This window comes from Paraburkholderia sp. ZP32-5 (assembly GCF_021390495.1).
GTDB lineage: Bacteria > Pseudomonadota > Gammaproteobacteria > Burkholderiales > Burkholderiaceae > Paraburkholderia.
Map to the genome: position 1 here is coordinate 1,444,819 of NZ_JAJEJP010000002.1, position 25,304 is coordinate 1,470,122.

General features: G+C 62.0%; 25 protein-coding genes and 1 pseudogene. 11 read left to right on the forward strand and 15 right to left on the reverse strand.

Annotated features, from left to right (window positions below):
* Positions 1-29: 29 nt before the first annotated feature.
* The 5 genes from L0U82_RS25115 to L0U82_RS25135 all read right to left on the reverse strand — a co-directional run bounded on the left by L0U82_RS25115 (position 30) and on the right by L0U82_RS25135 (position 4,653).
* Positions 30-1,214, reverse strand: coding sequence for an ABC transporter substrate-binding protein (locus L0U82_RS25115; RefSeq protein WP_233835441.1), 1,185 nt, complete (start codon positions 1,212-1,214; stop codon positions 30-32).
* A 96-nt stretch (positions 1,215-1,310) separates the two neighbouring features.
* Positions 1,311-2,018 (reverse strand): ABC transporter ATP-binding protein, encoded by a 708-nt coding sequence (locus L0U82_RS25120; protein ID WP_233835442.1) that lies wholly within the window; start codon positions 2,016-2,018, stop codon positions 1,311-1,313.
* Positions 2,005-2,769 carry an ABC transporter ATP-binding protein gene (locus tag L0U82_RS25125; protein WP_233835443.1) on the reverse strand — a complete coding sequence of 255 codons (765 nt, stop codon included), beginning with the start codon at positions 2,767-2,769 and terminating at the stop codon, positions 2,005-2,007. Before L0U82_RS25125 ends, L0U82_RS25120 begins: the two co-directional genes overlap by 14 nt.
* On the reverse strand, positions 2,762-3,793 hold the full coding sequence (locus tag L0U82_RS25130) for a branched-chain amino acid ABC transporter permease (protein WP_233835444.1): 1,032 nt from the start codon (positions 3,791-3,793) through the stop codon (positions 2,762-2,764). Before L0U82_RS25130 ends, L0U82_RS25125 begins: the two co-directional genes overlap by 8 nt.
* Positions 3,790-4,653: a branched-chain amino acid ABC transporter permease gene (locus L0U82_RS25135; RefSeq protein WP_267929804.1), complete on the reverse strand. Its 864-nt coding sequence runs from the start codon at positions 4,651-4,653 to the stop codon at positions 3,790-3,792. The genes L0U82_RS25130 and L0U82_RS25135 overlap by 4 nt, the downstream gene beginning before the upstream one ends.
* Positions 4,654-5,017: 364 nt before the next feature.
* On the opposite strand from L0U82_RS25135, the gene L0U82_RS25140 reads away from it, so the two are divergent.
* Positions 5,018-5,785: a class II aldolase/adducin family protein gene (locus L0U82_RS25140; protein WP_233835446.1), complete on the forward strand. Its 768-nt coding sequence runs from the start codon at positions 5,018-5,020 to the stop codon at positions 5,783-5,785.
* Positions 5,786-5,890: 105 nt separating this feature from the next.
* On the opposite strand, the gene L0U82_RS25145 is transcribed toward L0U82_RS25140, so the two are convergent.
* Positions 5,891-6,982 carry a porin gene (locus L0U82_RS25145; protein ID WP_442793662.1) on the reverse strand — a complete coding sequence of 364 codons (1,092 nt, stop codon included), beginning with the start codon at positions 6,980-6,982 and terminating at the stop codon, positions 5,891-5,893.
* Positions 6,983-7,681: 699 nt separating this feature from the next.
* Here L0U82_RS25145 and L0U82_RS25150 point away from each other — a divergent pair.
* The gene (locus tag L0U82_RS25150; protein WP_233837488.1) at positions 7,682-7,996 is read left to right on the forward strand and encodes a DUF4148 domain-containing protein; all 315 of its coding nucleotides are present in this window, start codon (positions 7,682-7,684) and stop codon (positions 7,994-7,996) included.
* Positions 7,997-8,148: 152 nt separating this feature from the next.
* Here L0U82_RS25150 and L0U82_RS25155 read toward each other — a convergent pair whose 3' ends face one another.
* Together L0U82_RS25155 and L0U82_RS25160 are read right to left on the reverse strand one after the other, a co-directional pair.
* Complete coding sequence (locus L0U82_RS25155) at positions 8,149-10,008, reverse strand: hypothetical protein (protein ID WP_233835447.1); 1,860 nt, start codon at positions 10,006-10,008, stop codon at positions 8,149-8,151.
* 175 nt (positions 10,009-10,183) lie between these two features.
* Positions 10,184-11,266, reverse strand: coding sequence for a GlxA family transcriptional regulator (locus tag L0U82_RS25160; protein WP_233835449.1), 1,083 nt, complete (start codon positions 11,264-11,266; stop codon positions 10,184-10,186).
* A gap of 282 nt (positions 11,267-11,548) precedes the next feature.
* Here L0U82_RS25160 and L0U82_RS25165 point away from each other — a divergent pair, with 282 nt between their 5' ends.
* Genes L0U82_RS25165 through L0U82_RS25180 form a run of 4 tightly spaced genes read left to right on the forward strand, consistent with a single transcriptional unit; the run spans position 11,549 to position 16,849 of the window.
* Complete coding sequence (locus L0U82_RS25165) at positions 11,549-12,793, forward strand: sarcosine oxidase subunit beta family protein (RefSeq protein ID WP_233835451.1); 1,245 nt, start codon at positions 11,549-11,551, stop codon at positions 12,791-12,793.
* Between the two features lie 33 nt (positions 12,794-12,826).
* On the forward strand, positions 12,827-13,171 hold the full coding sequence (locus L0U82_RS25170) for a sarcosine oxidase subunit delta (protein WP_233835452.1): 345 nt from the start codon (positions 12,827-12,829) through the stop codon (positions 13,169-13,171).
* Entirely contained in the window at positions 13,168-16,182 is a 3,015-nt protein-coding gene (locus L0U82_RS25175) for a sarcosine oxidase subunit alpha family protein (RefSeq protein ID WP_233835453.1), read from the forward strand. The genes L0U82_RS25170 and L0U82_RS25175 overlap by 4 nt, the downstream gene beginning before the upstream one ends.
* Positions 16,172-16,849 carry a sarcosine oxidase subunit gamma gene (locus tag L0U82_RS25180; RefSeq protein WP_233835454.1) on the forward strand — a complete coding sequence of 226 codons (678 nt, stop codon included), beginning with the start codon at positions 16,172-16,174 and terminating at the stop codon, positions 16,847-16,849. Before L0U82_RS25175 ends, L0U82_RS25180 begins: the two co-directional genes overlap by 11 nt.
* A 97-nt stretch (positions 16,850-16,946) precedes the next feature.
* Here the strand turns inward: L0U82_RS25180 and ampC are convergent, their stop codons facing one another.
* Positions 16,947-18,128 carry a class C beta-lactamase gene (gene ampC / locus L0U82_RS25185; RefSeq protein ID WP_233835455.1) on the reverse strand — a complete coding sequence of 394 codons (1,182 nt, stop codon included), beginning with the start codon at positions 18,126-18,128 and terminating at the stop codon, positions 16,947-16,949.
* Between ampC and L0U82_RS25190 the strand changes: the two genes are divergently transcribed.
* Entirely contained in the window at positions 18,115-18,444 is a 330-nt protein-coding gene (locus tag L0U82_RS25190) for a hypothetical protein (protein WP_233835456.1), read from the forward strand. The genes ampC and L0U82_RS25190 overlap by 14 nt on opposite strands.
* 20 nt (positions 18,445-18,464) lie before the next feature.
* Here the strand turns inward: L0U82_RS25190 and L0U82_RS25195 are convergent, their stop codons facing one another.
* Positions 18,465-19,379: a LysR family transcriptional regulator gene (locus L0U82_RS25195; protein WP_233835457.1), complete on the reverse strand. Its 915-nt coding sequence runs from the start codon at positions 19,377-19,379 to the stop codon at positions 18,465-18,467.
* A 132-nt stretch (positions 19,380-19,511) separates the two neighbouring features.
* On the opposite strand from L0U82_RS25195, the gene L0U82_RS25200 reads away from it, so the two are divergent.
* Together L0U82_RS25200 and L0U82_RS25205 are read left to right on the forward strand one after the other, a co-directional pair.
* Positions 19,512-20,153, forward strand: a complete 642-nt coding sequence (locus tag L0U82_RS25200) for a glutathione S-transferase family protein (protein ID WP_233835458.1) — start codon at positions 19,512-19,514, stop codon at positions 20,151-20,153.
* Positions 20,154-20,202: 49 nt separating this feature from the next.
* Positions 20,203-21,159, forward strand: a pseudogene (locus L0U82_RS25205) (pyridoxamine 5'-phosphate oxidase family protein); the annotation flags it as partial.
* An 89-nt stretch (positions 21,160-21,248) separates the two neighbouring features.
* Here L0U82_RS25205 and L0U82_RS25210 read toward each other — a convergent pair.
* On the reverse strand, positions 21,249-21,650 hold the full coding sequence (locus tag L0U82_RS25210) for a helix-turn-helix domain-containing protein (RefSeq protein ID WP_233835461.1): 402 nt from the start codon (positions 21,648-21,650) through the stop codon (positions 21,249-21,251).
* A 160-nt stretch (positions 21,651-21,810) separates the two neighbouring features.
* Positions 21,811-22,137, reverse strand: a complete 327-nt coding sequence (locus tag L0U82_RS25215; protein ID WP_233835462.1) for a hypothetical protein — start codon at positions 22,135-22,137, stop codon at positions 21,811-21,813.
* On the opposite strand from L0U82_RS25215, the gene L0U82_RS25220 reads away from it, so the two are divergent.
* Both L0U82_RS25220 and L0U82_RS25225 read left to right on the forward strand, forming a co-directional pair.
* Positions 22,126-22,485, forward strand: coding sequence for a hypothetical protein (locus tag L0U82_RS25220; protein WP_233835463.1), 360 nt, complete (start codon positions 22,126-22,128; stop codon positions 22,483-22,485). The two genes, L0U82_RS25215 and L0U82_RS25220, sit on opposite strands and share 12 nt — an antisense overlap.
* Complete coding sequence (locus L0U82_RS25225) at positions 22,482-22,940, forward strand: hypothetical protein (protein WP_233835464.1); 459 nt, start codon at positions 22,482-22,484, stop codon at positions 22,938-22,940. Before L0U82_RS25220 ends, L0U82_RS25225 begins: the two co-directional genes overlap by 4 nt.
* On the opposite strand, the gene L0U82_RS25230 is transcribed toward L0U82_RS25225, so the two are convergent.
* From L0U82_RS25230 to L0U82_RS25240, 3 genes are all read right to left on the reverse strand, one after another.
* The gene (locus tag L0U82_RS25230) at positions 22,921-23,157 is read right to left on the reverse strand and encodes a fimbrial protein (protein ID WP_233835465.1); all 237 of its coding nucleotides are present in this window, start codon (positions 23,155-23,157) and stop codon (positions 22,921-22,923) included. The two genes, L0U82_RS25225 and L0U82_RS25230, sit on opposite strands and share 20 nt — an antisense overlap.
* Positions 23,154-24,212 (reverse strand): NAD-dependent epimerase/dehydratase family protein, encoded by a 1,059-nt coding sequence (locus tag L0U82_RS25235; protein ID WP_233835466.1) that lies wholly within the window; start codon positions 24,210-24,212, stop codon positions 23,154-23,156. The genes L0U82_RS25230 and L0U82_RS25235 overlap by 4 nt, the downstream gene beginning before the upstream one ends.
* Before the next feature lie 133 nt (positions 24,213-24,345).
* On the reverse strand, positions 24,346-25,299 hold the full coding sequence (locus tag L0U82_RS25240) for a LysR family transcriptional regulator (RefSeq protein WP_233835467.1): 954 nt from the start codon (positions 25,297-25,299) through the stop codon (positions 24,346-24,348).
* Positions 25,300-25,304: the final 5 nt, after the last annotated feature.

Sequence of the window (25,304 nt, forward strand, 5' to 3'; positions counted from 1 at the left end):
GCTTCTCCTCATACCAAGCTCTTAGCGAATCACTTCGACGCAGTCAGTGAACTCAGCGTCGCCTCCTTCAACTGCCCACCCTGAATCACCGCCGCGAGCGGATTGCCGATCACGAAGCCGCCATGATCGTCGACACCCGTCACGCTTTGCGGATTGTTCTGCGGCGGCAGCGCCTTGACGGCCTTGTCGAACTGATTGCGAATCGCGGTGGCATCGCTGGTGGTGCCGGCGAGTTTCATCGCGAGCGCGGTCGCATAGACGGCCGTGTAGTTCAGCGACACTTCCTGGCTCGGATCACGCCCGCCGTGGGTCTTGCGGAACCGCTCGACGAAGGCCTTTGCGTTAGGCGTCGAATCGTCGGCGAGCGGTAGCACGCCGATGGCGCCATTCAGCGGCGCATAGCCGTTGGTGACCTTCGCGACTTCGTCGAGCTTGGCCTGATCCATCACGATGAAGCCGCCCTTGAAGCCCAGCTCGCGCGCCTGCTGCGCGACCAGACCGGTCGGCTCCGACGGCCCGCCGATAAACATCACGTCCGGCTTCGCGGCGAGCACGCGGCTCACGCCGCTGTAGAAATCGGTCGCACGGTTATACGACATGGCGTTGTCGGCGACGATCGTGCCGCCGGCCGCTTCCCACGCGGGCTTGAACGCGGCGACCCAGACCTTGCCGTAATCGGTGTCGGTCGCGGCCAGCGCGACCTTCTTGCCATAGGTCTTCATTTCATACTGGATGAACGAGTCCAGATACGACGTGAACGCGGGCGGGATACGCACGGTCAGCTTGTTGCCGCGATCGCTGATCTGCGGAACGCTGGTGTACGACAGCAGCAACAGCTTCTGCTGCTCGTTGCTGGTCTGCACCGCGAAGCCGCCGCCCGAATGCGGGACCAGCACGACCACCGCCTGCTGTTCCTGCGCGAGACGCCGCGCGTTGATCGCGGTTTCGCTCGGGTTGTATTTGTCGTCGAGCGGGACGATCTCCAGTTTGATCTTCTTGCCGGCCACCTCGATGCCGGCCTGGTTCGCATCGGCGGCGGCCATCTGCATGCCGTCCAGTACTTCCTGCCCGTATTTCGCCGCACCGCCGCTGAGCGGACCGGAAAAGCCGATATGCACGACCTGCTGCGCGAACGTGCTACCGGTGCCGAGTAAAGCGGTGGCGGCGGCGATCGCAAGCAAGCCGGCGCGGGCGCGCGAGCGTGTGTTCGTCATACCTGTCTCCTTGTGAATGTTGTTGGTGATGGCGGAATAGGGCCGTACTCAACCGCGGCAATAGCGGCAATAGCGGCAACTGAAGCAACAGCAACGCTAGGCGCCGACATACGCGCGCCGCACCGCCTCGTTGTTCATCAGACTCGCGTGATCGCCTTCGAGCACGATGCGGCCGTTTTCGATCACATACGCGCGATGCGCGATCTTCAGCGCCGCGAACGCGTTCTGTTCAGCGAGCAGCACCGTCGTGCCCGCGCGGTTGATCTGCTGGATCACGTCGAAGACCTGCCTGACGACGAGCGGTGCGAGTCCGAGCGACGGTTCGTCGAGCAACAGTACCTTGGGCCGCGCCATCAACGCGCGGCCGATCGCGACCATCTGCTGCTGACCGCCAGAGAGCGAACCGGCCAGATGATCCTTGCGCTCGGCAAGCAGTGGAAACAGGCTGAATACGTGCTCAAGATTGCGCCGGTTGCCGGCCTTGTCGCCGCGATGCACGTACGCGCCAAGCGTCAGGTTTTTCAGCACCGACATGCCCGGAAACAGCTTGCGTCCCTCCGGGCACTGGATCACCCCGCTGCGCACGATCTGCGCGGGCCTCATGCCGAGCAGCTCGCGATTGCCGAAGCGCAGGCTGCCGCCGGCCGCGCGCCGCAGTCCGCTGGTGGCGAGAAAGATCGAGCTTTTACCCGCGCCGTTCGCGCCGAGCAGCACGACGAGTTCGCCGTCGTCCGCATGCAGGTTGATGCCGTCGAGCGCGCGAAAGCCGCCGTAATCGAGCGACACGTTGTCAAACTTCAGCATGCTCGCTCCCGAGGTAGGCATCGATCACGGCCGGGTTCGCGCGGATTTCCGCGGGCGTGCCTTCGGCGATCTTGCGGCCGTAGTTCAGCACCATGATGTGGTCCGCGAGCTTCATGATCATGTTCATCTTGTGTTCGACGAGGCACACCGTGATGCCGTGCTTCACGAGCTTGCGGATCAATTCGGCGAGACCTTCGGTTTCCTCCGGATTCACGCCGCCGGCGGGTTCGTCGAGCAGCATCAGGCTCGGTTCGGTGGCGAGCGCCAGCGCGAACGCGACGCGCTTGCGCTCCTCCTGCGAGATATCGCCCGCAAGGCGATCGGCCAGCGCGGAGAGGCCGACGAAATCGAGTGCCGCGCGCGCCTTGTCGCGGCACAGGCGTTCCTCGTGCTTCAGGCGCCGCGAATGCAGCAGCACGTCCCACAGCCCCGACTGCGTGCGCAGACGATGGCCGACGATCAGGTTGTCGAGCACGCTCGCGCGATCGAACAGCGCGGTCGACTGGAACGTGCGCGCGATGCCGAGCCGCGCCATCCGATCGGCGCCGAGCTTCGTCACGTCGTCGCCGTTGAATACGATGCGTCCCGAACTCGGCAGATGCGTGCCGCTGATCAGATTGAAGAACGTGGTTTTGCCCGCGCCGTTCGGCCCGATGATCGCGTTGATCTTGCCCGCTTCGATGCGCGTGTTTACGCTGTCGACCGCGACGAGACCGCCGAAGCGTTTGCTCAGCGACACGATTTCAAGCATGGCCATCTCCGTGCGAAGCCTGCGGATGACGTGCCGATTGCGCGGTGTTGCTATCGCCGCTGCCCACCAGCAGCGCACGCCGCCGCGCGCGTCGATGCTTGCGCGACAGATACAGACCGACCACGCCGTCCGGCAGAAAGATCACCAGCAGAATCAGAATCGGGCCGAACACGACGAAGCGATACTCCTGCAGGAATTGCAGATACTGCGTGAGCCATGGAACGATCAGCGCGCCGAGCAGCGGACCCGCGAGCGTGCCGATGCCGCCCACCAGCATGTACATCGTCATATCGAACGTATGCTCGACGCCCGCGAGATCCGGGCCGAGAAAACGCACGGCGCCCGCATAGAGACCACCGGCAAGCCCCGCGTAAATCACCGACAGCACGAACGCGAGCACCTTGTTGCGCATCAGGTTGATACCGAGCGATTGCGCAAGACCGTCGCTATTGCGAATCGCCATGAACGTGCGGCCGAGCAGCGAGTTGACGATGCGATGCATCAGCCACACGCCGAGCAGCAGGAAGGCGAACGTCAAGTAGTAGAGCGCGCGCGGACTCTCGAACGACACCAGCCCGAAACCCGACGGCGCCGGAATGCCGATGATGTCGGTCACACCATGCGTCAGCGAATCCCATTTCTCGATCACGAGAAACATGATGTAGCCAACGCACAGCGTGAAAATCGAAAAGTAATGGCCGCGCAGACGCAGCGAGACGAAGCCGATCAATGCGCCCACGATTGCAACCACGATGCCGGCCGCGATGAACGCAAGCCAGAACGGCACCTGATGATCGACGGTCAGAATGCCCACCGTATACGCGCCGAGCGCCATGAAGCTGCCGTGCGCGAGATTGAACTGGCCGGTGTAGCCGGTGATCAGATTCAGCCCGACGGTGGCCAGCGCGAAGATATACGCGGTGGACATCACGGTCAGCATGTAGTCGTTGCTCGCGGCGAACGGGAAGATCACGCCGAGTGCGAACAGCAACGTCCAGCCGGTCCTGCCTTCGAAAACTCTCATGATGCGCGCAGTTCCCTCGAAAAAATCCCCTGCGGACGTACCGACAGAATCACCACGAGCAGCACGAACGCGATGATGTCCTTGTAGTCGGTCGAGATATAGAAAGCGCCGAAGCTCTCCGCCATGCCGATGATCAGTCCGCCCGCGATCGCGCCCGGCACGCTGCCCATGCCGCCGAGAATGATGATCACGAACGCCTTCAGGATCACCAGTTGACCCATCGCCGGATAGACGAGATTGATCGGCGCATACAGCGTCGCGGCAACGGCCGCGAGCAGGCCCGAGATGCCGAACGTGAGCATCGTCACGCGGTTCGCGTCGATACCCATCAGCGATGCACCTTCGCGGTCCTGCGCCATCGCGACGATGCTCGAGCCGATCACGGTGAAGCGTAAAAACAGTTGCAGCAGCACGACGAGTGCGAACGCGGCGCCGATGATCAGCAGCCGCTGCAGCGGCGCGCTGACGCCGCCGATGTCGATGATGCCGGTATAAGGCGTCGGCATCCGATGAAAATCCGCGCCCCACAATGCCTGCGCGCCGGCTTCGAGAAACAGCAGCAGGCCGATCGCGGCGATCATCGGATGCAGTTCGGAGGACTTGCGCAGCGGATCAAACACGAGCCGTTCGGCGAGAATCGCGAGTACCGCGACCGCGAGACCGGAGCCGATCATCGCGAGCCAGTAGTTCAGGCCGAGCCGGCTCATCAGATAGAACGACACGAATGCGCCGACCATATAGAACGCGCCGTGCGCGAAGTTCGGCACCGCGAGAATGCCGTAGACCAGCGTGAGCCCGAGTGCTACGAGGCTATACACACCGCCTAACGTCAAGCCGTTGAGGACCTGCTGCAAGAACATATCCACGCTTCGACATCCTCCGATTGAACACACGGGGTGCGGTTTGCATTGGCTTTGGCGCATGTCGCGCCGCGAGAGAAATTTGGCACGAGCGTTCGCTTTGCGTCAACCGCTTTTTGGGGCTGCTTGTTCTGCATTGCGGATTCTTAGGGAAGTCACTTAGGCTTGCTCGCAGACTCGGTTGCCGCCTTGCTTGAGGCCCTTGCTAAGGCCGTTGAATTCCTGTTGCACGAAGCGATGTCGCGGCGATAAACGACTATGCTTGTGGTGACTTTTGTCACGCTGCAATTCTGCAATGCAGATGGCGTCACGTGCGATCGCATCGACGATACTTCGCGTATTCAACTCTGCCCGGAGAGCCCTGATGAACCCCACGCTCGAGATTCCCAGCATCCGTCACAAGGTGTCGCCAGAAGAGTGGCAGGTCCGCGTCGATCTCGCGGCCGCGTATCGGCTCGTTGCGTTGTTCGACTGGGACGATCTGGTGTTCACGCATATTTCAGCGCGCGTGCCGGGACATCACGATGAGTTTCTGATCAATCCGTATGGGCTGTTCTTCGATGAAATCACTGCATCGAGTCTCGTCAAGGTGAACCATCTGGGGCAGCCGGTGATGTCGACGCCATTCGACGTCAATCCCGCCGGCTTCGTGATTCATAGCGCCGTGCACGAGGCTAGGCCCAACGTCAATTGCGTGCTTCATACGCATTCACCGTATGGCGTCGCGGTTGCCGTGCAGCAGGACGGTCTGCGTCCGCTATCGCAGCAAGCGGGCTTCGTGCTGACGAGCCTCGCGTATCACGACTACGAAGGCGTTGCATTGCGCGACGACGAGAAAGCGCGTCTCACCGCCGATCTCGGCAACGCCAATTACCTGATGCTGCGCAACCATGGACTGCTGACTTGCGGCCGTTCGGTTGCCGAAGCATTCGAGGCGATGTATCTGTTCGAAACGTCATGCCGTATCCAGATACTCGCGCAGGCAGGCGGCAAGCTGATCGAGGTGCCGCAATCGATCATCGCGACGATGGACGAGCAGGCACGCGAAGTCACCAAAGGCAAGGGCGCCAGCCTCGTGTGGCCGGGACTGCTGCGCCGGCTCGCGCGGCGTAGTCCCGGCTACGACATGTAGGCGTGCGTGACGATGTCTGTCGCTCCGCGGTGCGCGGCGCAGCCACTTGAGGCTCTTAAACTACGTGAACCGCTTAAGCCGCGCACCGATCTCATCCCACTTCGTCTAGAACGTATGGCGGATCCCAACGTTCGCGCCGGCCGTCGTGCCGGTCGGCAGATTTAGCGCGTTATTGACCGACAGCCCGGTATGCATCGCGCCGTGATTGGTCACGAAGCCGGCCTGTGCATACGCAACGGTCGCCTTCGACAGCGAATACTCGAGCCCGGCCGACGCGAGAATTGAATTGTTCGACGAGTCGTTGCCATCGCGCGTGACCCAGACACCGGCGTCTACATTCAAGGCCGGTGTGATGCCATAACTCGCGCCGCCCGCGTACACGCGATTGTTGAATGAGCCCGCAACCTTGTATTGCGTGTATGACAGCTTCACGGTCAGATTGCTGAACGTATAGCGCGCGCCGATCGCGCGGCCCATGAATTCGACCGCGCTTGGAATCGCAATCGTGCCGGCGCTGCCGCCCGCATTGCCGCTGTATAACGCAGCGTCGACAGTCAGGCCGCCGAGGTGATAACGCAGACTCGCCGAATACTGACGCCCCGCCTGGAAGTCGCCCGCGGCGCCGCCGAGCGCCAGCATGCCGCTCGCCTGCAAGCCGGCGATTTCCGGCGACGTGTATGAAATGCCGTTGGGATTGAACAGACCCGTGACGAACACGTTATTCAGATAGGTGACGAGACCGCTGCCGAAGTAATCCATCTCGCGCGGATCGAAGTCGTACACCGCGAGGAAAAACGGCGAAAACTGCAGGCCCGCCTTCACCGTACCGAAGCGGCTGTCGACGCCGACCCACGCCTGGCGGCCGAACAGATTGCCGTTCGAATTGTTCAGCGAACCATTGGCGACGCTAAAGCCGCTTTCGAGCTGGAAGATCGCCCGCATGCCGCCGCCGAGATCTTCGACGCCGCGCATCCCGAAGCGCGAGCCGGAGAGGCCGCTGTCGGTGAACGAATATTGATGACCGGCGTTCTGGCCGGTGGCGGGGTCGAGTGTCTTGCTGGTATAGAGCAGCGACGCATCGACGATACCGTATAGCGTGACGCTGCTTTGCGCGTGAGCGGCGGGCGCCGCACCGAGCGCGCATGCGCCCATCAACCCGAGAACGACTCCCACCCTGTTGCGATGACTTGCCGGCATGCTGCGTGTCTCCTTGTTTTACGTTATCGAATGAACGGCGAACAGATGGTGAAACAGGCGCTGAAGCGAATTCGTGCGGCGTAATCCGGTTTCGACGGGCAATAGCACGCCCTTGCAGTCCGATAAGGAATGCGCGGATATAAAAAAGACAGGGCTTGGACTGAAGTCCGGATTGGAACGAATCGGATGTGCTTGTTGCTGTTTTTTGCTGATCTCCTGATAGCGGACTATTCAAGCGCGACGAAAAAACCGCATCGATCTGATTGTCTTGCACACACAATGCACGCGAAATTTCGCACGATCGTTCGCACTATGTCAACGTGGTAAACCGTCAGATGTTCTGCATAGCAGTTCAAAATAGGGAAAACACCTGGCGTTTTTCACATGTTTATCATGCGTCGTAAGTGCCTGTAATAAAGGACTAATTGTTAAACAGGTGGATTTGATCCCTTTGCTAAGGCGGATTTTATGGTTCTGCATTGCAGAATTATGAAATGGCCAGGAAGGCAGGGCGTCGAATGTGAAATCGCGGCCGGTATAACAGCGGCTGCGGCCATCGGCTGGCGCGGTCCCAGTATTTGCTGTTTGCCTGTAAGCTGTGCCGACGGGTGCATGAAGGCTTATGCATCCGTGTTGGTGAATCAGGATTCGCAGATGGGCTTCAACACTATTGCCAATTCTCAGGAGGGGATGTCAGTTATGAAGAGCTTCGCCATTAAACGAATCATGCTCGGGGTCTCGGCCGCCGCCATGCTGGCCGGCAGCATTCCACTCGCGCTCGCGCAGGACAACAACAACGCCGCCGCCACTACCACCCAGCCGGACACCAGCACCGCGAAGCCGACCAAGGCCGAGCGCAAGGCGGCCCGCAAACAGGCTCGTGCAAAGAAGAATGCCGAGCTGAAGAAGCTCGAGGACGCGGGTTATCAGCCTGGCAGGAACGACCCGAACTATCCGACCAATCTGCAGAACGCTCAGAAAAAGGCTGGCATTGGCACGGGGGCCAGCCAGTAACTGACGTTGGATACGCCCGGCGCGAAATATCGGTGACGATTAAAAGCGCGTTGGGCGTTTGTTTGTCATGTGGTCATTACCGAAGCGTGAAAACGGGCCCCCGTGTCTTGTCGAAACGGAGCGACACAGAGCGACACGAAGGCCCATCGTGTTCAGGCTCGCGCCATGTTGACCAGTTGGCTGCCGAAGGTGGCCGCCTCCACATGGCTTTGACGCTCCTTGTTGAGACCCTGGGCGTGGACCAGGTAACCGGCCATGACCTTGTCGCCGGGCGTCATCAACTTGCCGGACTCGAGGTGGGTGATCTTGAACCCGCTCTTCTTCATATAGGTGGCCGAATACCGCTTCAGGCGAGTGAAGTAGTCGTTGCCGATATCGAATTCGTTGCGCTTGCCCGACATCGCGGTGGACTGCGCGCCGTTGGCATCGAACAGGTCGATCATCGTCATCAGGCTGCCGCCAAGCCCGGAGTTGAGCGTCACCATGGGGATCAGCGGGCTGGCCTTGCAGCCTTCGATGAAGAAGTCGGTGAAAGCCTTGGTGTCCGTGATCAGCGAGCCCTTTTCGGTGTTGGGTTGATATACCCCGTCGATCAGGCGTGAGCGCTGCTGTTCGGCCTTGTAGAAGTGACGTGCTCGTTCGAGGAACTGGTCGATCGCGATCTTTTCGCTGAGGCGGCTCAAAAACCGGATCAGCCAGTCGATCACCGACATCGCCACCGTCACGAGGCTGCCGAGCCCCGGCAGGAACACGCTCACCGCCATCTTGCCGACGCCCTTCAGAATATCGACCAGTCCCTGGCAGAAGCCCGTCACCATCTGATGCTCGATCGCTTTGGCAATCTCTTGCGGATGGCCGGCCCGGATGCGGATGTGGCGCCGATCGGACCACGAGGCGACGCGGCTGCAGGCCTCGCCGACCGTGCGCGCGAGACCCGTGCCGACATCGATGGCGCCGCCGAGGAAGGGCACGGCGTTTTTCATGATCATGTCGACCGCGACGGTCGTGGCTTTCTTGAGAACCTGGGCCAGGATCCCCATCGTGGTCACGTCGTAGCGCAGGCGCCAGGCTCGCATGAGCAGATCACCCAGTGCCTCGAACGCGGGCTTCAACGTCTGCCACAGCTTCTGCGCCGCCTGCATGATCACGGGTATCGGCGTTCCGGCGGCAAAGGCAGTCGCGACCGTACCGATGTAACTGAGCGCATTCCCGTGTGCCGGCAATTTGACCGCGGCAATCTCGAGCGCCTCCAGCGTGACGGGCAACGTGTATGGCGCTGGACGAGGGAGGGGCGGCGGCGGTGGTGGTGGCGGCGCGGGAGCCCGGGGACGAGGAGGCAGCGGGGGCGCGGCAGCGCGGGCCTGAGCCTGGGCCGCGGTGGCGGCGGCCTGCAGGCGGGCGATCCGCGCGGTCGGGGATTCGGCCGCGATCTTTTGAACGATCTTCGGCACGAGGGCGCCCCCGGATGCGATCGCAGGTGCCGTGATGCCCTTGCCCGAGATGGTCACGACGTTGCGCACCGCGTCCGCGCTGCCGAGATTGCTGTAGTCGGTCGTCATGCCAGCCCCGATCACGCCGCCGACCGCGCCGGCGCCCGTGATGAACGTCGTCATCGCATCGATCTCGATCTTGATGCCGGAGAGCAGATAGAGCACACCGAAACGGGCATGGGGAATCTCCACGTCGCGAATCTGTTTGGCCGCTTTCTGGTCCATCGTGAGCGCTGCCGACGGACTCAAGGCTCCGGGGGCGAGCGAATTGTGGAGATACTCGAGCAGGCCGCCGCTTACTGTATTGCGGTCGCATTTGCTCCACGCGTTGCCGTGATCTGCCCGGTATTGGGTGAGCCACGCATACAGCAAGCGGGCGGCATCGGGTGTGCGGTTGGCGTAGTAGTTGTCGTAAGCGGCATCCATTGCCAGCGTGGAGCCGCTGCGACTGCTCATCGTCAGCGACGTGCGCTTTCTGAATTCGGCCGGTGTGACGATCCCCAGCGGTCCTTTGTAGCCCATACCCGTTCCTTTTTTATCGTGTTTCGGGCCGGCGTTGGTCTGTCGCTGCTGTTTCCCGAGACAACTGCGAAGCATCGCATCGTTTTCTCCGACGACTTGTCTGGGTGTCTCACTTTGGTGAAGAAATCACGGATCTGCGCGCCCGCGCGAGGCAAACTGGCCGACAGCCTCAGCTTCAGATCGCCTGCGCGCGACCCGGAAAGATTTCGTCGTAGCCCGAGCCGTCGTCGGCTTGCGCGGCCGTGCCGCGCTGCTCGCGATACATCATCGGCGGCAGGCCGAACTGCTTGCGGAATTCGCGGCCCAGATGCGACGCATCGGAAAAGCCGCAGCTCGATGCGATATCGGCGACGGTCTTGTCCGAACTCGTCAGCAGCCAGGCGGCGGTACGTAGCCGTACCTGCTTCGCGTAGGCGAGCGGCGCCTTGCCGGTCTGTGCCTTGAACAGCCGTTCGAGCTGACGCGGCGACAGGTCGAGCTTGCGCGCGAGTTCGTCGAGCGGCAGCGCACGGCCGATGTGCTGCTCCATCAGCAGGATCGCGCGCTTGACCTTCGGATGCGCGGCGGGCGCGAGGCCCGGCGGATGCGGCTGCGGCGCGTTGCCCTTTTGCAGGTCGTCGACCAGCAGGATGCGCAGCGCTTTTTGCACCGTCGCGGTTTCGAAATGACGCAAAAGGATCGCGGCGGCGACATCGATCGATGCGCGGCCGCCGGAGCACGTAATGCGCCGGCGGTCGATCGTGAACAGCCGATCGGCGACCAGCATCTGTTCGTCGACCGACGGAAAACGTTCGATGAAATCCCAGTAGTGAAACCAGCTTACGCAGATCCGATGGCCGTCGAGCACGCCCGCGCGCATCAGCGAAAACACGCCGGTACACATGCCCACCAGCGTTGCGTCGGTCGCGGCGGCGCGGCGGATGAACGCGAGCGTCGCCTCGCTCGCGGCCGGCCCCGAGTGCAGCAGCCCGCCGACCACCACCACGTAATCGAACGGCGCGGCCTGCTCGAAGGTTTCCCATGGCGTGATCTGAATCCCGCAACTGGCGCGCACCGGAGCGAGGGTTTCCCCGATTACGCTCCACGAACAGCGCACCGGCTTGCTGAAATCACCTTCGTCGGCGGACAGGCGCAGCAGGTCGACGAAACCCGAGAACGCGGTCAGCGTGAAGTTCGGCAGCAGGATGATGCCGAAGCGGATGCGCTGCTTCGACGCGCCGTCGAGCGATGAACGGCAAGGAGGGGTGGGGGATTTCATGCGCGCGGCGAGTCGGTGCAAAAGAGTCGAACGAAGCGGAATAAAGCGGCCTTGAAACGAAATGGAAAGCTTCGCCGCCAGCATAGCACCGCGGTTTCGCGGCACTTTCAGCGCTTCCTTAAGTGCCTATGGTGCCAGCGGCGGCCGCGCTGACGCAGCCATCCTGGTGCGATGCCGTTTTTATTCTATCGGTTGGCGCGTCACCTAAGATGCAATAGCGGTGCGTGCATCCAGTCGTGTGACCGGATCGACACGCAAGCAACGAAACATCAGGGACCGACGATGAGCCGCTATTCGATATTCAGCCTGCTGCGCAACGGAATGTCGTATCACGAGAACTGGGAGCGGCAGTGGCGAAGTCCGGAGCCTAGCAGCGAATACGACGTCGTGATCGTCGGCGGCGGCGGGCATGGCCTCGCGACCGCGTACTACCTCGCGAAAGAGCACGGCGTGCGCAATGTCGCGGTGCTCGAGAAAGGCTGGATCGGCGGCGGCAATACCGCGCGCAATACGACGATCGTGCGCTCGAACTATCTGTGGGACGAGTCCGCCGCGCTGTACGAAAAAGCGATGAAGCTGTGGGAAGGGCTCGCGCAGGATCTGAACTACAACGTGATGTTCAGCCAGCGCGGTGTGATGAATCTCGCGCATACGTTGCAGGACGTGCGCGACACGCAACGCCGCGTGAATGCGAACCGCCTGAACGGCGTCGACGCCGAATTTCTCACGCCCGCGCAGATCAAGGAAATCGAACCGACCATCAATCTGAACTGCCGCTACCCGGTGCTCGGCGCATCGATCCAGCGGCGCGGCGGCGTGGCCCGGCATGATGCGGTGGCCTGGGGCTTCGCGCGTGGCGCGGATCAGGCGGGTGTCGATATCGTGCAGAACTGCCAGGTCGTCGGCATTCGGCGCAACGGCAGCCAGGTGACCGGCGTCGATACGACGAAGGGCTTTATCCGGGCGAAGAAAGTCGCGATCGTGACGGCGGGCAATACGTCGACGCTCGCCGATATGGCCGGCGTGCGCTTGCCGCTCGAAAGCCATCCGTTGCAGGCGCTGGTGTCCGAGCCGATCAAGCCGGTCGTCAATACGGTCGTGATGTCGAACGCGGTGCATGCGTATATCAGCCAGTCCGATAAGGGCGATCTGGTGATCGGCGCGGGCATCGATCAGTACACCGGCTTCGGCCAGCGCGGCAGCTTTCAGATCATCGAAAGCACGCTGCAGGCGATCGTCGAAATGTTCCCGGTGTTCTCGCGCGTGCGGATGAACCGGCAGTGGGGTGGCATCGTCGATGTATCGCCGGATGCCTGTCCGATCATCAGCAAGACCGATGTAAAGGGGCTGTATTTCAACTGCGGCTGGGGCACCGGCGGCTTCAAGGCGACGCCTGGCTCGGGCTGGGTGTTTGCGCACACGATCGCGAGGGACGAGCCGCATCCGTTGAATGCGCCTTTCTCGCTGGACCGTTTCTATTCCGGGCACCTGATCGACGAGCATGGTGCGGCCGCGGTGGCTCACTAAGGCTACACGGCGCAACGAGAGGAGACACACAACATGCTATTGATCGAATGCCCGTGGTGCGGTCCGCGCGCCGAAACGGAATTCGCCTGCGGCGGCGAAGCGGGTATCGCCCGTCCGTTCGATACCGACACGCTCACCGATGAAGCATGGGGCGACTATCTGTTCATGCGCAAGAACCCGCGCGGTGTGCACCATGAGCAGTGGTTGCACGCGCAAGGTTGCCGCCGCTGGTTCAAGGCGCAACGCGACACGGTCAGCTACGCGTTTCAGGGCTACGAGACGTTCGAACGTCCGTTGCTGTCGCTGAGCACCGACAGCAAAGATAGCAACTTAGGCACTCAGCCGGACGGCAGCACACGCGAGGGCAACGCATCATGAGCCAGCAAGACCGACTCCCGACCGGCGGCCGCATCAACCGCTCGATCGTGCTGAGCTTCACATTCAACGGCGTCAGATATCAGGGCTACCAGGGCGATACGCTCGCGTCCGCATTGCTCGCGAACGGCGTGCATTTCGTCGCGCGTAGCTGGAAATATCACCGGCCGCGCGGCGTCGTGACCGCGGGTGTCGAAGAGCCGAACGCGGTCGTGCAACTCGAAACCGGCGCGTACACGGTGCCGAACGCGCGGGCCACCGAGGTCGAACTGTACGAGGGACTCGTTGCCAGCAGCGTGAACGCGAAGCCGAGCATCGAGAAAGACCGCATGGCGATCAACCAGAAGTTCGCGCGCTTCATTCCGGCGGGCTTCTACTACAAGACCTTCATGTGGCCGCGCAAATTCTGGCCGAAGTACGAGGAAGTGATCCGCGACGCGGCCGGTCTCGGCAAGGCGCCCGAGCAGCGCGACGCGGATCGCTACGACAAGTGCTTCGCGCATTGCGACGTGCTGGTGGTCGGCGGCGGCCCGACCGGGCTCGCGGCCGCGCATGCGGCGGCCTTGTCCGGCGCGCGGGTCACGCTGGTCGACGATCAGCCGGAACTGGGCGGCTCGCTGCTGTCGTGCCGCGCGGAAATCGACGGCAAGCCCGGGCTGCAATGGGTATGGAAAATCGAGGACGAATTGCGGCGGATGCCCGACGTGACGATCCTGAACCGCAGCACCGCGTTCGGCTATCAGGACCATAACCTCGTCACAGTGACGCAGCGTCTGACCGATCATCTGCCGCTGTCGCAACGCCGGGGCACGCGCGAGCTGCTGTGGAAAATCCGCGCGAAACGCGTGATTCTCGCGACCGGCGCGCACGAGCGGCCGATCGTGTTCGGCAACAACGATCTGCCCGGCGTGATGCTGGCTTCGGCGGTGTCGACCTATCTGCATCGCTATGCGGTGCTGCCTGGGCGCAACGCAATCGTGTTCACGAATAACGACGACGGCTATCAATGCGCGCTCGATCTGAAGTCGGCCGGCGCGCAGGTGACGCTCGTCGATCCGCGCGCTGGCGAGTCGAGGGGCACGCTGCCCGCGCTCGCGCGCCGCCTCGGCATCAAGGTGTTGAACGGCACTGTCGTGACCGCGGCGCACGGCAAGCTGCGCGTCGCGTCGGTGGAGATTGCTTCTTACGCGCAAGGACAGGGCGGCGCGAAGCAGGGCGAGCTGCCGTGCGATCTGCTCGCGATGTCGGGTGGCTGGAGCCCGGTGCTGCATCTGTTCGCACAGTCGGGCGGCAAGGCGCACTGGCACGACGACAAGGCCTGCTTCGTGCCCGGCAAGGCGATGCAGCCGGAGACGAGCGTCGGTGCTTGCGCGGGTGACTTCGCGCTCGGCCGGGGCATCCGCTTTGCGGTCGATGCCGGCATCGAGGCGGCGCGCGCGTGCGGCTATCTGGTCGCGCGGCCGAATCCGCTGCAGGTCGCCGAGCTGACCGAGACGAAGCTGCAGCCGCTGTGGCTGGTCGGAGGACGCGAGCTGGCCACACGCGGACCGAAGCAGTTCGTCGACTTCCAGAACGATGTGTCGGCGGCCGATATCTTCCTTGCCGCGCGCGAAGGCTTCGAATCGGTCGAACACGTGAAGCGCTATACCGCAATGGGCTTCGGCACCGATCAGGGCAAGCTCGGCAATATCAACGGCATGGCGATTCTCGCGCAGGCGCTCGGCAAGACGATCGCCGAAACCGGCACGACGACGTTCCGGCCGAACTACACCCCGGTCACGTTCGGCACGTTTGCCGGCCGCGAACTCGGTGAATTTCTCGACCCGGTGCGCAAGACCGCGGTGCACGAGTGGCACGTCGAACACGGCGCGGCATTCGAGGACGTCGGCAACTGGAAGCGTCCGTGGTATTACCCGAAGGCGGGTGAGGACATGCATGCGGCGGTCGCGCGCGAAGCGCTCGCGGTGCGCACGAGCGTCGGCATTCTCGATGCGTCGACGCTCGGCAAGATCGATCTACAGGGCCCCGACGCGGCGAAGCTGCTGAACTGGGTCTATACGAATCCGTGGAGCAAGCTCGAAGTCGGCAAATGCCGCTACGGGCTGATGCTCGACGAAAACGGCATGATCTTCGACGACGGCGTGACCGTGCGTCTCGCCGAGCATCACTACCTGATGACGACCACCACCGGCGGCGCCGCGCGCGTGCTCACCTGGCTCGAACGCTGGCTGCAAACCGAGTGGCCGGATCTGCGGGTGCGGCTCGCGTCGGTCACCGATCACTGGGCGACCTTCGCGGTGGTTGGGCCGAACAGTCGCAAGGTGTTGCAGAAAGTGTGCGGCGGCATCGACGTCGCGAATGCGGCGTTCCCGTTTATGACGTATCGCGAAGGCACCGTTGCGGGCGTGGCGGCGCGCGTGATGCGCATCAGCTTCTCGGGCGAACTCGCGTATGAGGTGAACGTGCCGGCGAATATCGGGCGCGCGGTGTGGGAAGCGTTGATGGCCGCGGGCGCGGAGTTCGACATTACGCCATACGGCACCGAGACGATGCACGTGCTGCGCGCGGAGAAGGGCTACATCATCGTCGGTCAGGATACCGACGGTTCTATGACGCCGCACGACATCGGCATGGGCGGGCTGGTCGCGAAGTCGAAAGACTTTCTCGGCAAGCGTTCGCTCAGCCGCTCTGACACCGCGAAGGCCGATCGCAAGCAACTGGTCGGACTGTTGGCGGAGGATGCGTCGTTCGTGATACCCGAAGGTTCGCAGATCGTCGCCGGTCCGTTCCACGGTAATGTCGAGGGCAATGTCGCGCCGATGCTCGGACACGTGACGTCGAGCTATTTCAGCCCTATCCTGAAGCGTTCGATCGCAATGGCGGTCGTCAAGGGCGGCCTCGACCGGATCGGCGACACGATCACGATTGCGCTCGCGAACGGCAGGCAGGTTGCGGCGAAGATCGCGAGTCCGGTGTTCTACGACAGCGAAGGAGCACGTCAACATGTGGAATGAAAGTGGTGCAACGGTGTCGATCGTGGACCGCACGGTGGGCCGGCCGACCGGCGTATGGCAGGAGTCGCCGCTCGTCGGCGTGGACGCGCTGCTCAGGCAGCATCAGGCCAGCGCGAGTGCCGCGTTCAGGCTCGGCGAGCGGCCCTTTCTCGAACTCGTGAACGTGCGCGGCGATACGCGCGAGCCGGTGTTTATCCGCGCGGTCGAAGCGGTGATCGGTTGCAGGCCGCCGGAGCGGCCGAATACCGTCGCGCGCGGCAACGGTTACGACATGGTGTGGCTCGGCCCGGACGAGTGGCTGGTGCGCTCGGCGAGCGCCCATGACGCGACGCGCAGCGCGCCGCTGCAGGCTGCGCTCGGCACGGCGTTCGGTGGCGTGTTCGCGTCGGCGGTCGATATCGGTAGCGGTTATACGGTGCTTGAAATCAGCGGTACGCGCACGCGCGATGTGCTCGCGCGCGGTTGTCCGCTCGATTTGCATCCGAAGCTGTTCGGCGCGGGGCAGTGCGCGCAGAGCCACTATTTCAAGGCTCCGATCACGTTGCTGAAGGCATCGGTCACGTTGCTGCCGACCGGCGCGGACAGCTTCGAGATCATCGTGCGGCGTAGCTTCGCGGACTATCTCGTTAGGATCATGCTCGATGCTGCCGAGCCGTTGATGTACTGAGCGTGATTTCAACTTGCGGTGGACGGTGGTTGGCTGCAGTGCCTGCTGTTGCACTGTTTCGCTGTTCCACCGTTTTCATCGCGCGATGCGTAGTGGCCTATTGCGTCCCGCTAGCCAGCGCCGTCACGATCTGATGCGCGGCGCTCACGCGCGCTTCGTTCGGAAAATTGCGATTCGCGAGCATCACGACCCCGATCCGCTGTGCCGGCACGAACGCGACATACGCGCCGAATCCGTTGGTCGAACCGGTCTTGTTGATCCACACGTTTTGCTGCGGTGGCAGCGGCGGTTTGATCTCGGTCGCGGGCGTCGCGTTCAGAACCATCTGCGCCGAATTGCCGTTAAGCAGCGTCTTCAGCTCGACCGGATACGGGTACTGCTCCCAGATCAGATCCTGCGTCAGCACGCCGGCCTGAAAGTAGCCGGTGTGCGTCGCGGTGATCGCGCGCTGGAACGTGTCGTCGATCGGGATCAGGTTCATGTTCTCCTGCACGAAGCGCAGCATGTCGGCGGCGGTCGTCCTGACACCGTACGCCTCGGCGGACAGCACGCCGGGGCTCACGCGGATCGGCGCGCCGTCTTTCGTATAGCCCTGCGCGTAATCCGGCATCTTCGCCGCGGGCACCTCGAGATAGGTGTTCTTCAGGCCGAGCGCGGGAAATACGCGTTGCTGCATCAACGCGGTGAAATCCTGCCCCATGCTCTTCGCGGTGATCAGCCCGAGTGTGCCGATGCCCGGGTTCGCATACGTGCGGTACGTGCCGGGCGGATGCGCGGGCTGCCAGTCGCGGAAGTACTGCAGCAATTGCGCGTTGTCATGGATTTCATCAGGAACCTGCAGCGGCAGGCCGCCGGGTGTGTGCGTGCCGAGGTTCAGCAGACTGACCTTGCCGAACGGATGACCGCGCAGCGTCGGCAGATACTGCGCGGTGCCGTCCGCGAGCGACAGCTTGCCGTTCAGTTGCGCATACGACGCGAGCGTCGCCGTGAAGGTCTTGCTGACCGAGCCGATTTCGAACAGCGTGTCGCGCGTGACCGGCTTGCCGGTCTGCGTCGACGCGACGCCGTAGTCGAACACATACGGCTTGCCGTCGACGATCACACCGACTGCCATGCCGGCCACGTGATATTTCGCGATCAGCGGCTGGATCGCGGCATTGACGGTGGATTTGATACGCGCGGGGTTGTCGCCGGCCGCATCGCTCGCAGGTGAAATCGCGCACAGCGTGAACAGGGCGAATGCGGCGGTCGTAAAGCGTGTGAGCGTGTTGCGTTTCATCGGCAATGGGTCCTCGTTCATGGTTCAGTTTATCGTTCAGCTCATGGTCCAGCCGGTGTCGGCAGGCTGGGTCCGCGGCTTGGCTGAGGCCGAACTATCCGGCTTTTGCGCAGCGCTGACAAACGAGGATAAATTGCGTGAGGGTAAAGAAAAAGTTGTGGGACGGTACGCGCAGCGCTTCTGCAATGCGCGATTAGCGGTGACGTGCGCGTTGCCGCTTCAAGTCAGGCTTGTTTCTGTGCGGCGCGAATGTTCGTTCGCGCGGACGCAAGCTAGCCTGCAACGCGCGGCAAACGAAAAGTACCGCCGAATATAAAACCGCCGCGCGGTTACAGCCTATTCCACCTTGTCCACGGCGAGCCGGCGCTTCAGCGTATCGATCAACGCGCGCACTTTCGCCGGCGGATGGCTGGTCGGCGGAAACACCGCCTGAATGTTCGCGGGCGGCCCAGCCCATTGCGGCAACAACCGGATCAGCCGGCCGGCCGCGACGTCGTCGCCGATCGAAAAGTCCGTCAACAGACCGAAGCCGCCGCCGGCGAGCGTCGCGGCGCGGCACGCATCGGCGGTGTTGACGAGCAACGCGGCTTCGCAACGCACGCTGGCGCTCTTGCCGTCGGCGTGCCGCAGATCGAGCCTGAGTGGGTGCGGCAACACCGACAACGCGCAGTAGGGCAGCGCGGCGAGATCGGCCGGCGCGCGCGGCATGCCCCACGTCTGCACGAATTCCGGACTCGCGACGAGCCACTTGCCGAAGCTGCCGAGCTTGACCGCGCGATAGTTGGAATCCGCGAGACGCCCGAGCCGGATCGCGACGTCGATGCCATCGGCAATCAGATCGACGAGCTGGTCGCTGCTGATCAGTTCGATGTCGAGTTGCGGATGCGCGCGCCGCAATTCGACCAGCGCGGGCGCGACGACGAGCGCGCCGTAATCGATCGGTGTGCTGACGCGCAGCGTGCCGCGTACCGGCGAGGTTTCGCCGCTGAGCGCATTGAGCGCTTCCTCGGTGGCATGCAGGATTTTCACGCTCGCTTCGTAAAACGCGCGGCCCGCTTCGGTCACGCCGAGCCGCCGCGTCGTGCGCACCAGCAGGCTCGCGCCGACTTCGGCCTCGAGCCGCTGCATATGCGTGCTGACCATCGTCTTAGCGAGCCCGAGCCGCGCCGCGGCGGCGCTCAGCGAGCCCGCGTCGACGACCGCGACGAACACTGCGAGGCGATTCAGATTGACGTTGCGCACATCGGCCATGGTCGATTGTCCATCCTTGCTTGACTGTGTTTCCCGGATTATCGGGCTTCCGGGCCAATGCGCCTACGCCTATGCTGGCGATGTCCGGAATCGCCATTTCATTGCGCATTCCATTATTTACGGAGCCACGACATGCCAGCCGCCCAACCCGCCCAGCCCATCAAGCTGTTTACGTCGCTACTGTCAGGGCACGGTCATCGCGTGAGGCTGTTTTTGACCTTGCTCGATCTGCCGTTCGAAATCGTCGCGCTGAACATGAAAGCTGGTGACAATCGCCAGCCCGAATACTTGGAACTGAATCCGTTCGGACAAGTGCCGACGATTCAGGACGGCGACGTGACGCTGTTCGATTCGAACGCGATCCTGGTCTATCTGGCCAAGCGCTACGGCGACCCGTCGTGGCTGCCGGACGATCCGCTCGGCGCCGCCGCGGTGCAGCGCTGGTTGTCGCTGTGCGCCGGCCAGATCGCGTACGGGCCGTGCGCCGCGCGGCTCGTGACGGTATTCGGCGCGCCGCTCGATCATCAGACCGCTAAGAACATCGCCGTGAAGCTGTTCGACGTGATCGACCGCGAACTCGCCGGCAAGCAGTTCGTCGCCGGCGAGCACGTGACGATCGCCGATATCGCCGCGCACACGTATATCGCCCACGCGCCGGAAGGCGGTGTGTCGCTGGAGCCGTATCCGCACATTCGCGCGTGGCTGCGCCGGGTCGAGGCATTGCCGCGTTTCATCGCGATGCAGTCGACGAAAGCAGGGCTGTTGGCCGACTGAGGGTTGGCTTGCCGTCTAGTGGCGACGTCTTTGCACGAGGAGTCCGATCATGTCCGAATTTGTTCCGTTCAATGGCTGGGGCCTCGATGCTTCGCCGTTTCATGCCGGCGAGCAGGCCGTGCAGGAGCGCGCCGGCGTAAGCGGCGTGGCGGATTCGATGGGGCGTCGTGGGATTCGCCGCTTCATGCCCGAGCAGCATCGCGAGTTCTTTGCCGCGCAGCCGTTTTTCGTGATCGGCGGCGTGGACGCGAGTGGTCAGCCGTGGGCGACGCTGCGGGTCGGGGCGGCGGGATTCGTGTCGTCGCCGGATGACCATACGCTGCGTATCGAAGGCGGCGCGTTACCCGCCGATCCGCTTGCCGATAGCTGGCACGAAGGCGCCATGTTCGGCGGCCTCGGCATCGAGCCGCGCGTGCGGCGGCGCAATCGCGTCAATGGCGTGGTCAAGGCGATGGAAGGCGACGCGCTGCTGATCGAGGTGACGCAGAGCTTCGGCAACTGCCCGAAGTACATTCAGAGCCGCACGCCATTCGCGATTGCACCGGACGTTGCCGCGCCGCATGCGCAGCCTGAGATTGCGACGCAGTTTGGTAGCGCCGATCGCGAGCTGATTGCAGGCGCGGACACGTTTTTTATCGCCAGCGCGAATCTGAGCGATGATGCGGCGCTTGCGCGCGGCGTCGACGTATCGCATCGCGGCGGTGCGCCGGGCTTTGTGCGTGTCGATGATGCGAACACGCTGACCGCGCCCGACTATAGCGGCAATCGCTTTTTCAATACGATCGGCAACCTCGTGCAGGATCCGCGCGCGGGGCTGCTGTTTATCGACTTCGCAACGGGCGATCTGCTGTATGTTGCGGCGCGGGCGGAAATCATCTGGGAAGGCGACGAGTTGGCCGCGTTTGCCGGCGCGCAACGACTGGTGCGGTTTCATGTGGATGAAGTGCGGCGCAGTCGTGGTGTGTTGCCGTTGCGGTGGTCGGAAGCTGAACTGGCGCCGCAGTTTCTGCCGAAGGTGAAGGAGGGTGTATGAGCATGTATGAGCGTGTGTGAAAGCTAATCCTCATTGAATGGCTTCCAACCAGCACGTCTTTGCTACCCATTCCTGATGAGCCGGTAAGACACGCCAAGCCGCGTCGCGAGTTGCCACGCGTAGACTCGCGAATACGAAATACCGAACTGCCGGTTTATCAGCTCCCGCATCCTCGCATTGCTCCAGCCGTCGGCATCGAAGCCGTAGTCGCGCGGCGAGCCTCTCAGCGCTTGCGCGATCCATTCGAGATCGCTCAGATCGAGCGCGGAATGCCGGCCGCCGACACTCATGTTTCTCAGCGCTTCGAGCCCACCTTCGTCCAGTAACTTGCGATAGCGCTCGACTGTCGTTTTCGCCATGCCCATTTCCTGGGCGACCTGCGCGGGCGGCACGCCGTCGAGCAACTTCCGTCCGGCAGCGACGCGCCGTGCGACGGTCGGCAAATCGTCATTCGGTCGAGACATTGCAGAACTCCGCGGTTGGGTTCGCTTACCGGTATGCAATGGATTTCAGCGGTCTATCGAGCGTTGTCGAGCAACTTACAGATAATCGAAAAAGCCTGAATTGTGGCCGGGATAATGAAAAATCAATCGAATCTTTCGTGTGATAGAAAATTACGGGATTTTAGATTTGAACGGCATCAGCAAAGGGCGGCAATTTTTTATTGCCGGGTCGTTGAAGATTTTCTTGCGATAGTAAATAACGTTTGCTAACCTCGTTAGAGCAATTTAAACATTGATATACCGAGCTTGCCGCGATTGCACCGGTATGTTCGCTGCCGGCAAGTAGCGTGGATCCCTGCGTATGGCGCTTTTGCAGCCTCGCAGCAAAACTGGCATCAGGCCGCGTCAACGCCTTGCTTTCTGATTTGCGAATTTCTTCGAATGTGTTTTCGATCCGGAACCATATTGCCTGATGGCTTGCATAAAGGTACGGAACATGAAAAAGCATTTTAGTGTGTTTGCTGTTCTGGAATCTTCGCTAATCCGGGTGCGCTCGTGGTGCGCAGGCGAAAATAGTCTGCAGAGTAACAAACAGCTTAATTTAATCTCGTTAATTGATATCCAAAACTACTGTAAATCAGGCATTTTTAAATTCGAAACGCATATTAACGGGTTCCTGTTGCGTTTCAACTCGCCGCCTGATCCGAATACGCGGATTTCCTCTCTAAACGCGATGATCGGTTTTCCTGCCCGCGCGCCGTCAGAGGCACCGAAACGCGGGACGGGATACGTCGCTTTGCATCGCCTGATCGGCCGCCATTGGGGCGCTAATCGTACGGCAAGGATAACGACATGAACATCGACAGGACACGGAATATCGCTGCGATGCTGTTGCGTGCCGCGCGGCGCAGGAAGCTCGTTACCTATCAGGAACTGCACGCGCTTTTCGGTCCCGGCGAGCCGTTGGATTGCCGCTATCGCGCATTGGAAGACGCCGCGCGCTCGCTGAGCGATTGCGCGGCGCTCGACTATGGTTGCCTGATGCGGCTCGACAACGGGCTGCCAGGCGACGATTTTTTCAACCGCTTCAGACGCGGCCGGCCGGGTGAATACGAAAAGGTCATGGGCTTCGCGTCGGCGGGGCGCTCGACGACGAAGAAACGTCTGATTGCCGAAGCGGAGCGCGAACGCGTTTTCGAACATGCGTCGCGGACGGCGCCAAGCGTGAACCCCCGCGACTGGACTGGCGAGAGGGCCGATGGTTTACGTGCTGCCGCTACCCGCTTTGGCGCTATTGATACGTCATCGTGAAAGTCATTACCGCGTTCGCCGTACCCGGCATGACCGACGCCGCGGTCTGGTAGTACGCGGCTTTCAGCGGAACCGTGTACGAACCACTGGAGAGCGCCGCATCTGTGCGGACGAAAAGATCCGCGGGCAGTTGTGCCTGCCGCAGCAGTGCTTCGGACGAGATACCCATGTCCACCAGCAGAATTCTCCAGCCTGGATCGATAGCGAACGGGTTCATCGGCGCGCGTGTGTCGTTTCCACGTATTGCTGGAAAAAGTCGTTCATCGACTCCTGCAGCGAACGATAGTGCATTCCCAATTCGTTTCGGCTGCGGCTATTGTCGGCTCGCCACGGACGATTGACGTTCAACCGCACCATTTTTCGAGTGACCGATTTATCGGCCACAGGCCCCGCCAGCCAGACCAGCCACTTAGGCAGCGTGCGCCGCGGAATAGGGTGGGTTTTGCCATATCGGTCCAGCAATGCCGCTGCCATTTCCAGCAGGCTCGAGTTATGGCCCGACGTAATGTAGCGGCCATTGGCTTCAGCGGTGAATGCCGCGCGCAAATGCGCTTCGGCGACGTCGCGCACATCGACCACGCCGAGTCCCATATCGGGCAAACCGGCCTTCGCGGTGCCGTCGCCCATGCGGCGAATGATATTGAAGCTCTCGGACGTACCATTCGGATTGATGCCGGGGCCAATCACCAGCGACGGATTGATGGTGATCAGATCCCAGCGATCCTGTGCCGCCGCGATTTTCCAGGCCTCTCTCTCCGCAAGCGTCTTCGAGTACGAGTACGGTTGATGCTCCAGCGACGAGGTGGTGTTCCAGATCGCCTCGGTGATTATCCCGCCTGGCGTATCGTCGAGATCCGCATTGTCACCGTAGATTGCCGCGCAACTGCTCGTGAGCACAACGCGTGTGACCGACGGTGTTCTATTGACCGTTTCAAGAACGTTTCGGGTACCGGATAGCGCGGGTTCAATCAGCTCGCTCTGTGCATCCGTGACGTTGAGGATGAACGGCGATGCGGTATGGAAAACGACCTGGCAACCGGCAATGGCTTCCTGATAGGAGCCGGGATGCATCAAGTCCGCGCGAAAGTACCGGATTTTCCCCGGTGCTTTTGCCGCGATTTCATTCAGGTATTTGAGTTTGACCGGATCATCCGGATCTCTGACCGCTGCGTGAACGGTGAAACCTTCTTCCAGAAGTCGCCTGACCAGCCAGCCGGCCACGTAGCCCGTCGCGCCGCTCACCATGACTGGACGGCTGGTGTCTATATGCATGTGTTCTCAACCTTCGGTGATAGCAAAGTGACGAGCATGATCGCACCAGAATCACGCTGTGTAACTAGCAAAGGGTGCCAATAGGTATTCCGTGCGCGTCATCGGAAGTTGAGGCGGCGGGAAACTTACTGCATCAAACGCTGATACCGATCGGTTCAACGACGGCCGCCATACGCTTGATGACAGGATCGTCACTGAGCGCGAAATTGATCCGTTCCTCTTCGAAGCATTCGAGAAAAATCTGCGCCGGCTTGCTCAATATGTCGTCTTTGCGCGTGACCAGACATTGTGTAATGGGCGCTTCGTCTTCGTGGAGATTCAGCGCGAACACGATCGCTCGCACACCGGGCATCTCGACGACCGGCCACGGAGCCAACGTGAGCATGTCGGTCGTGCGGAGCATCGACAGGCAGCACAGTCCCGAATCGGCATAGTGAATTCGCTGCACGCCATCATCCTGACTCTCGATCAACTGCTTGAGCAGCGGTGACATGTCACGATATTCGATCGTCATGATCCAGTCATAACCGCGTAACTCGTCCCACGTTGTCGCGTTTTCGGCCGGATGCCCTTTGCGGCCCATCACCGCATGGGTCTGAAAATAGATGGGTGTCGCCTCCACGTATTGCAGTTCTTCGGCGCTCGGCATCGGCCCAAACGACAGATCGACCTGCCCTTCGCGCAATGGCCGATAGACGTGCCCCAGATGCTCGTCCATATGAATCTGCACGCCCGGGCAGCGCTTGCGAAAACGCGACAGGGCAGGGCCGATAATCGAGCCTGTCATCCACGGAGTGACCGTCAGTCCAAGCCGACCGTTTTTGGCATCGTTGATTTCGACGAGATCGTTTTTGGCCTGCTCCATCTGGTGGATGATCAGGCGGGCGTGTGCCGCGAACGCTCGTCCGGCATCCGTCAGGATGACGCCATCCGGCGTTCGATCGATCAGTGCGCAGCCGAGTTCGCGTTCGAGTTCACGCAGCGCATTGCTGACGGCCGTTGGGGATCGCCCGAGTTTCAATGCGGCCATGCGCACGCTGCCGTGTTCGGCAGCCGCCACGAGGCAGCTCAATTGTTGGGTCTTCATGGTTC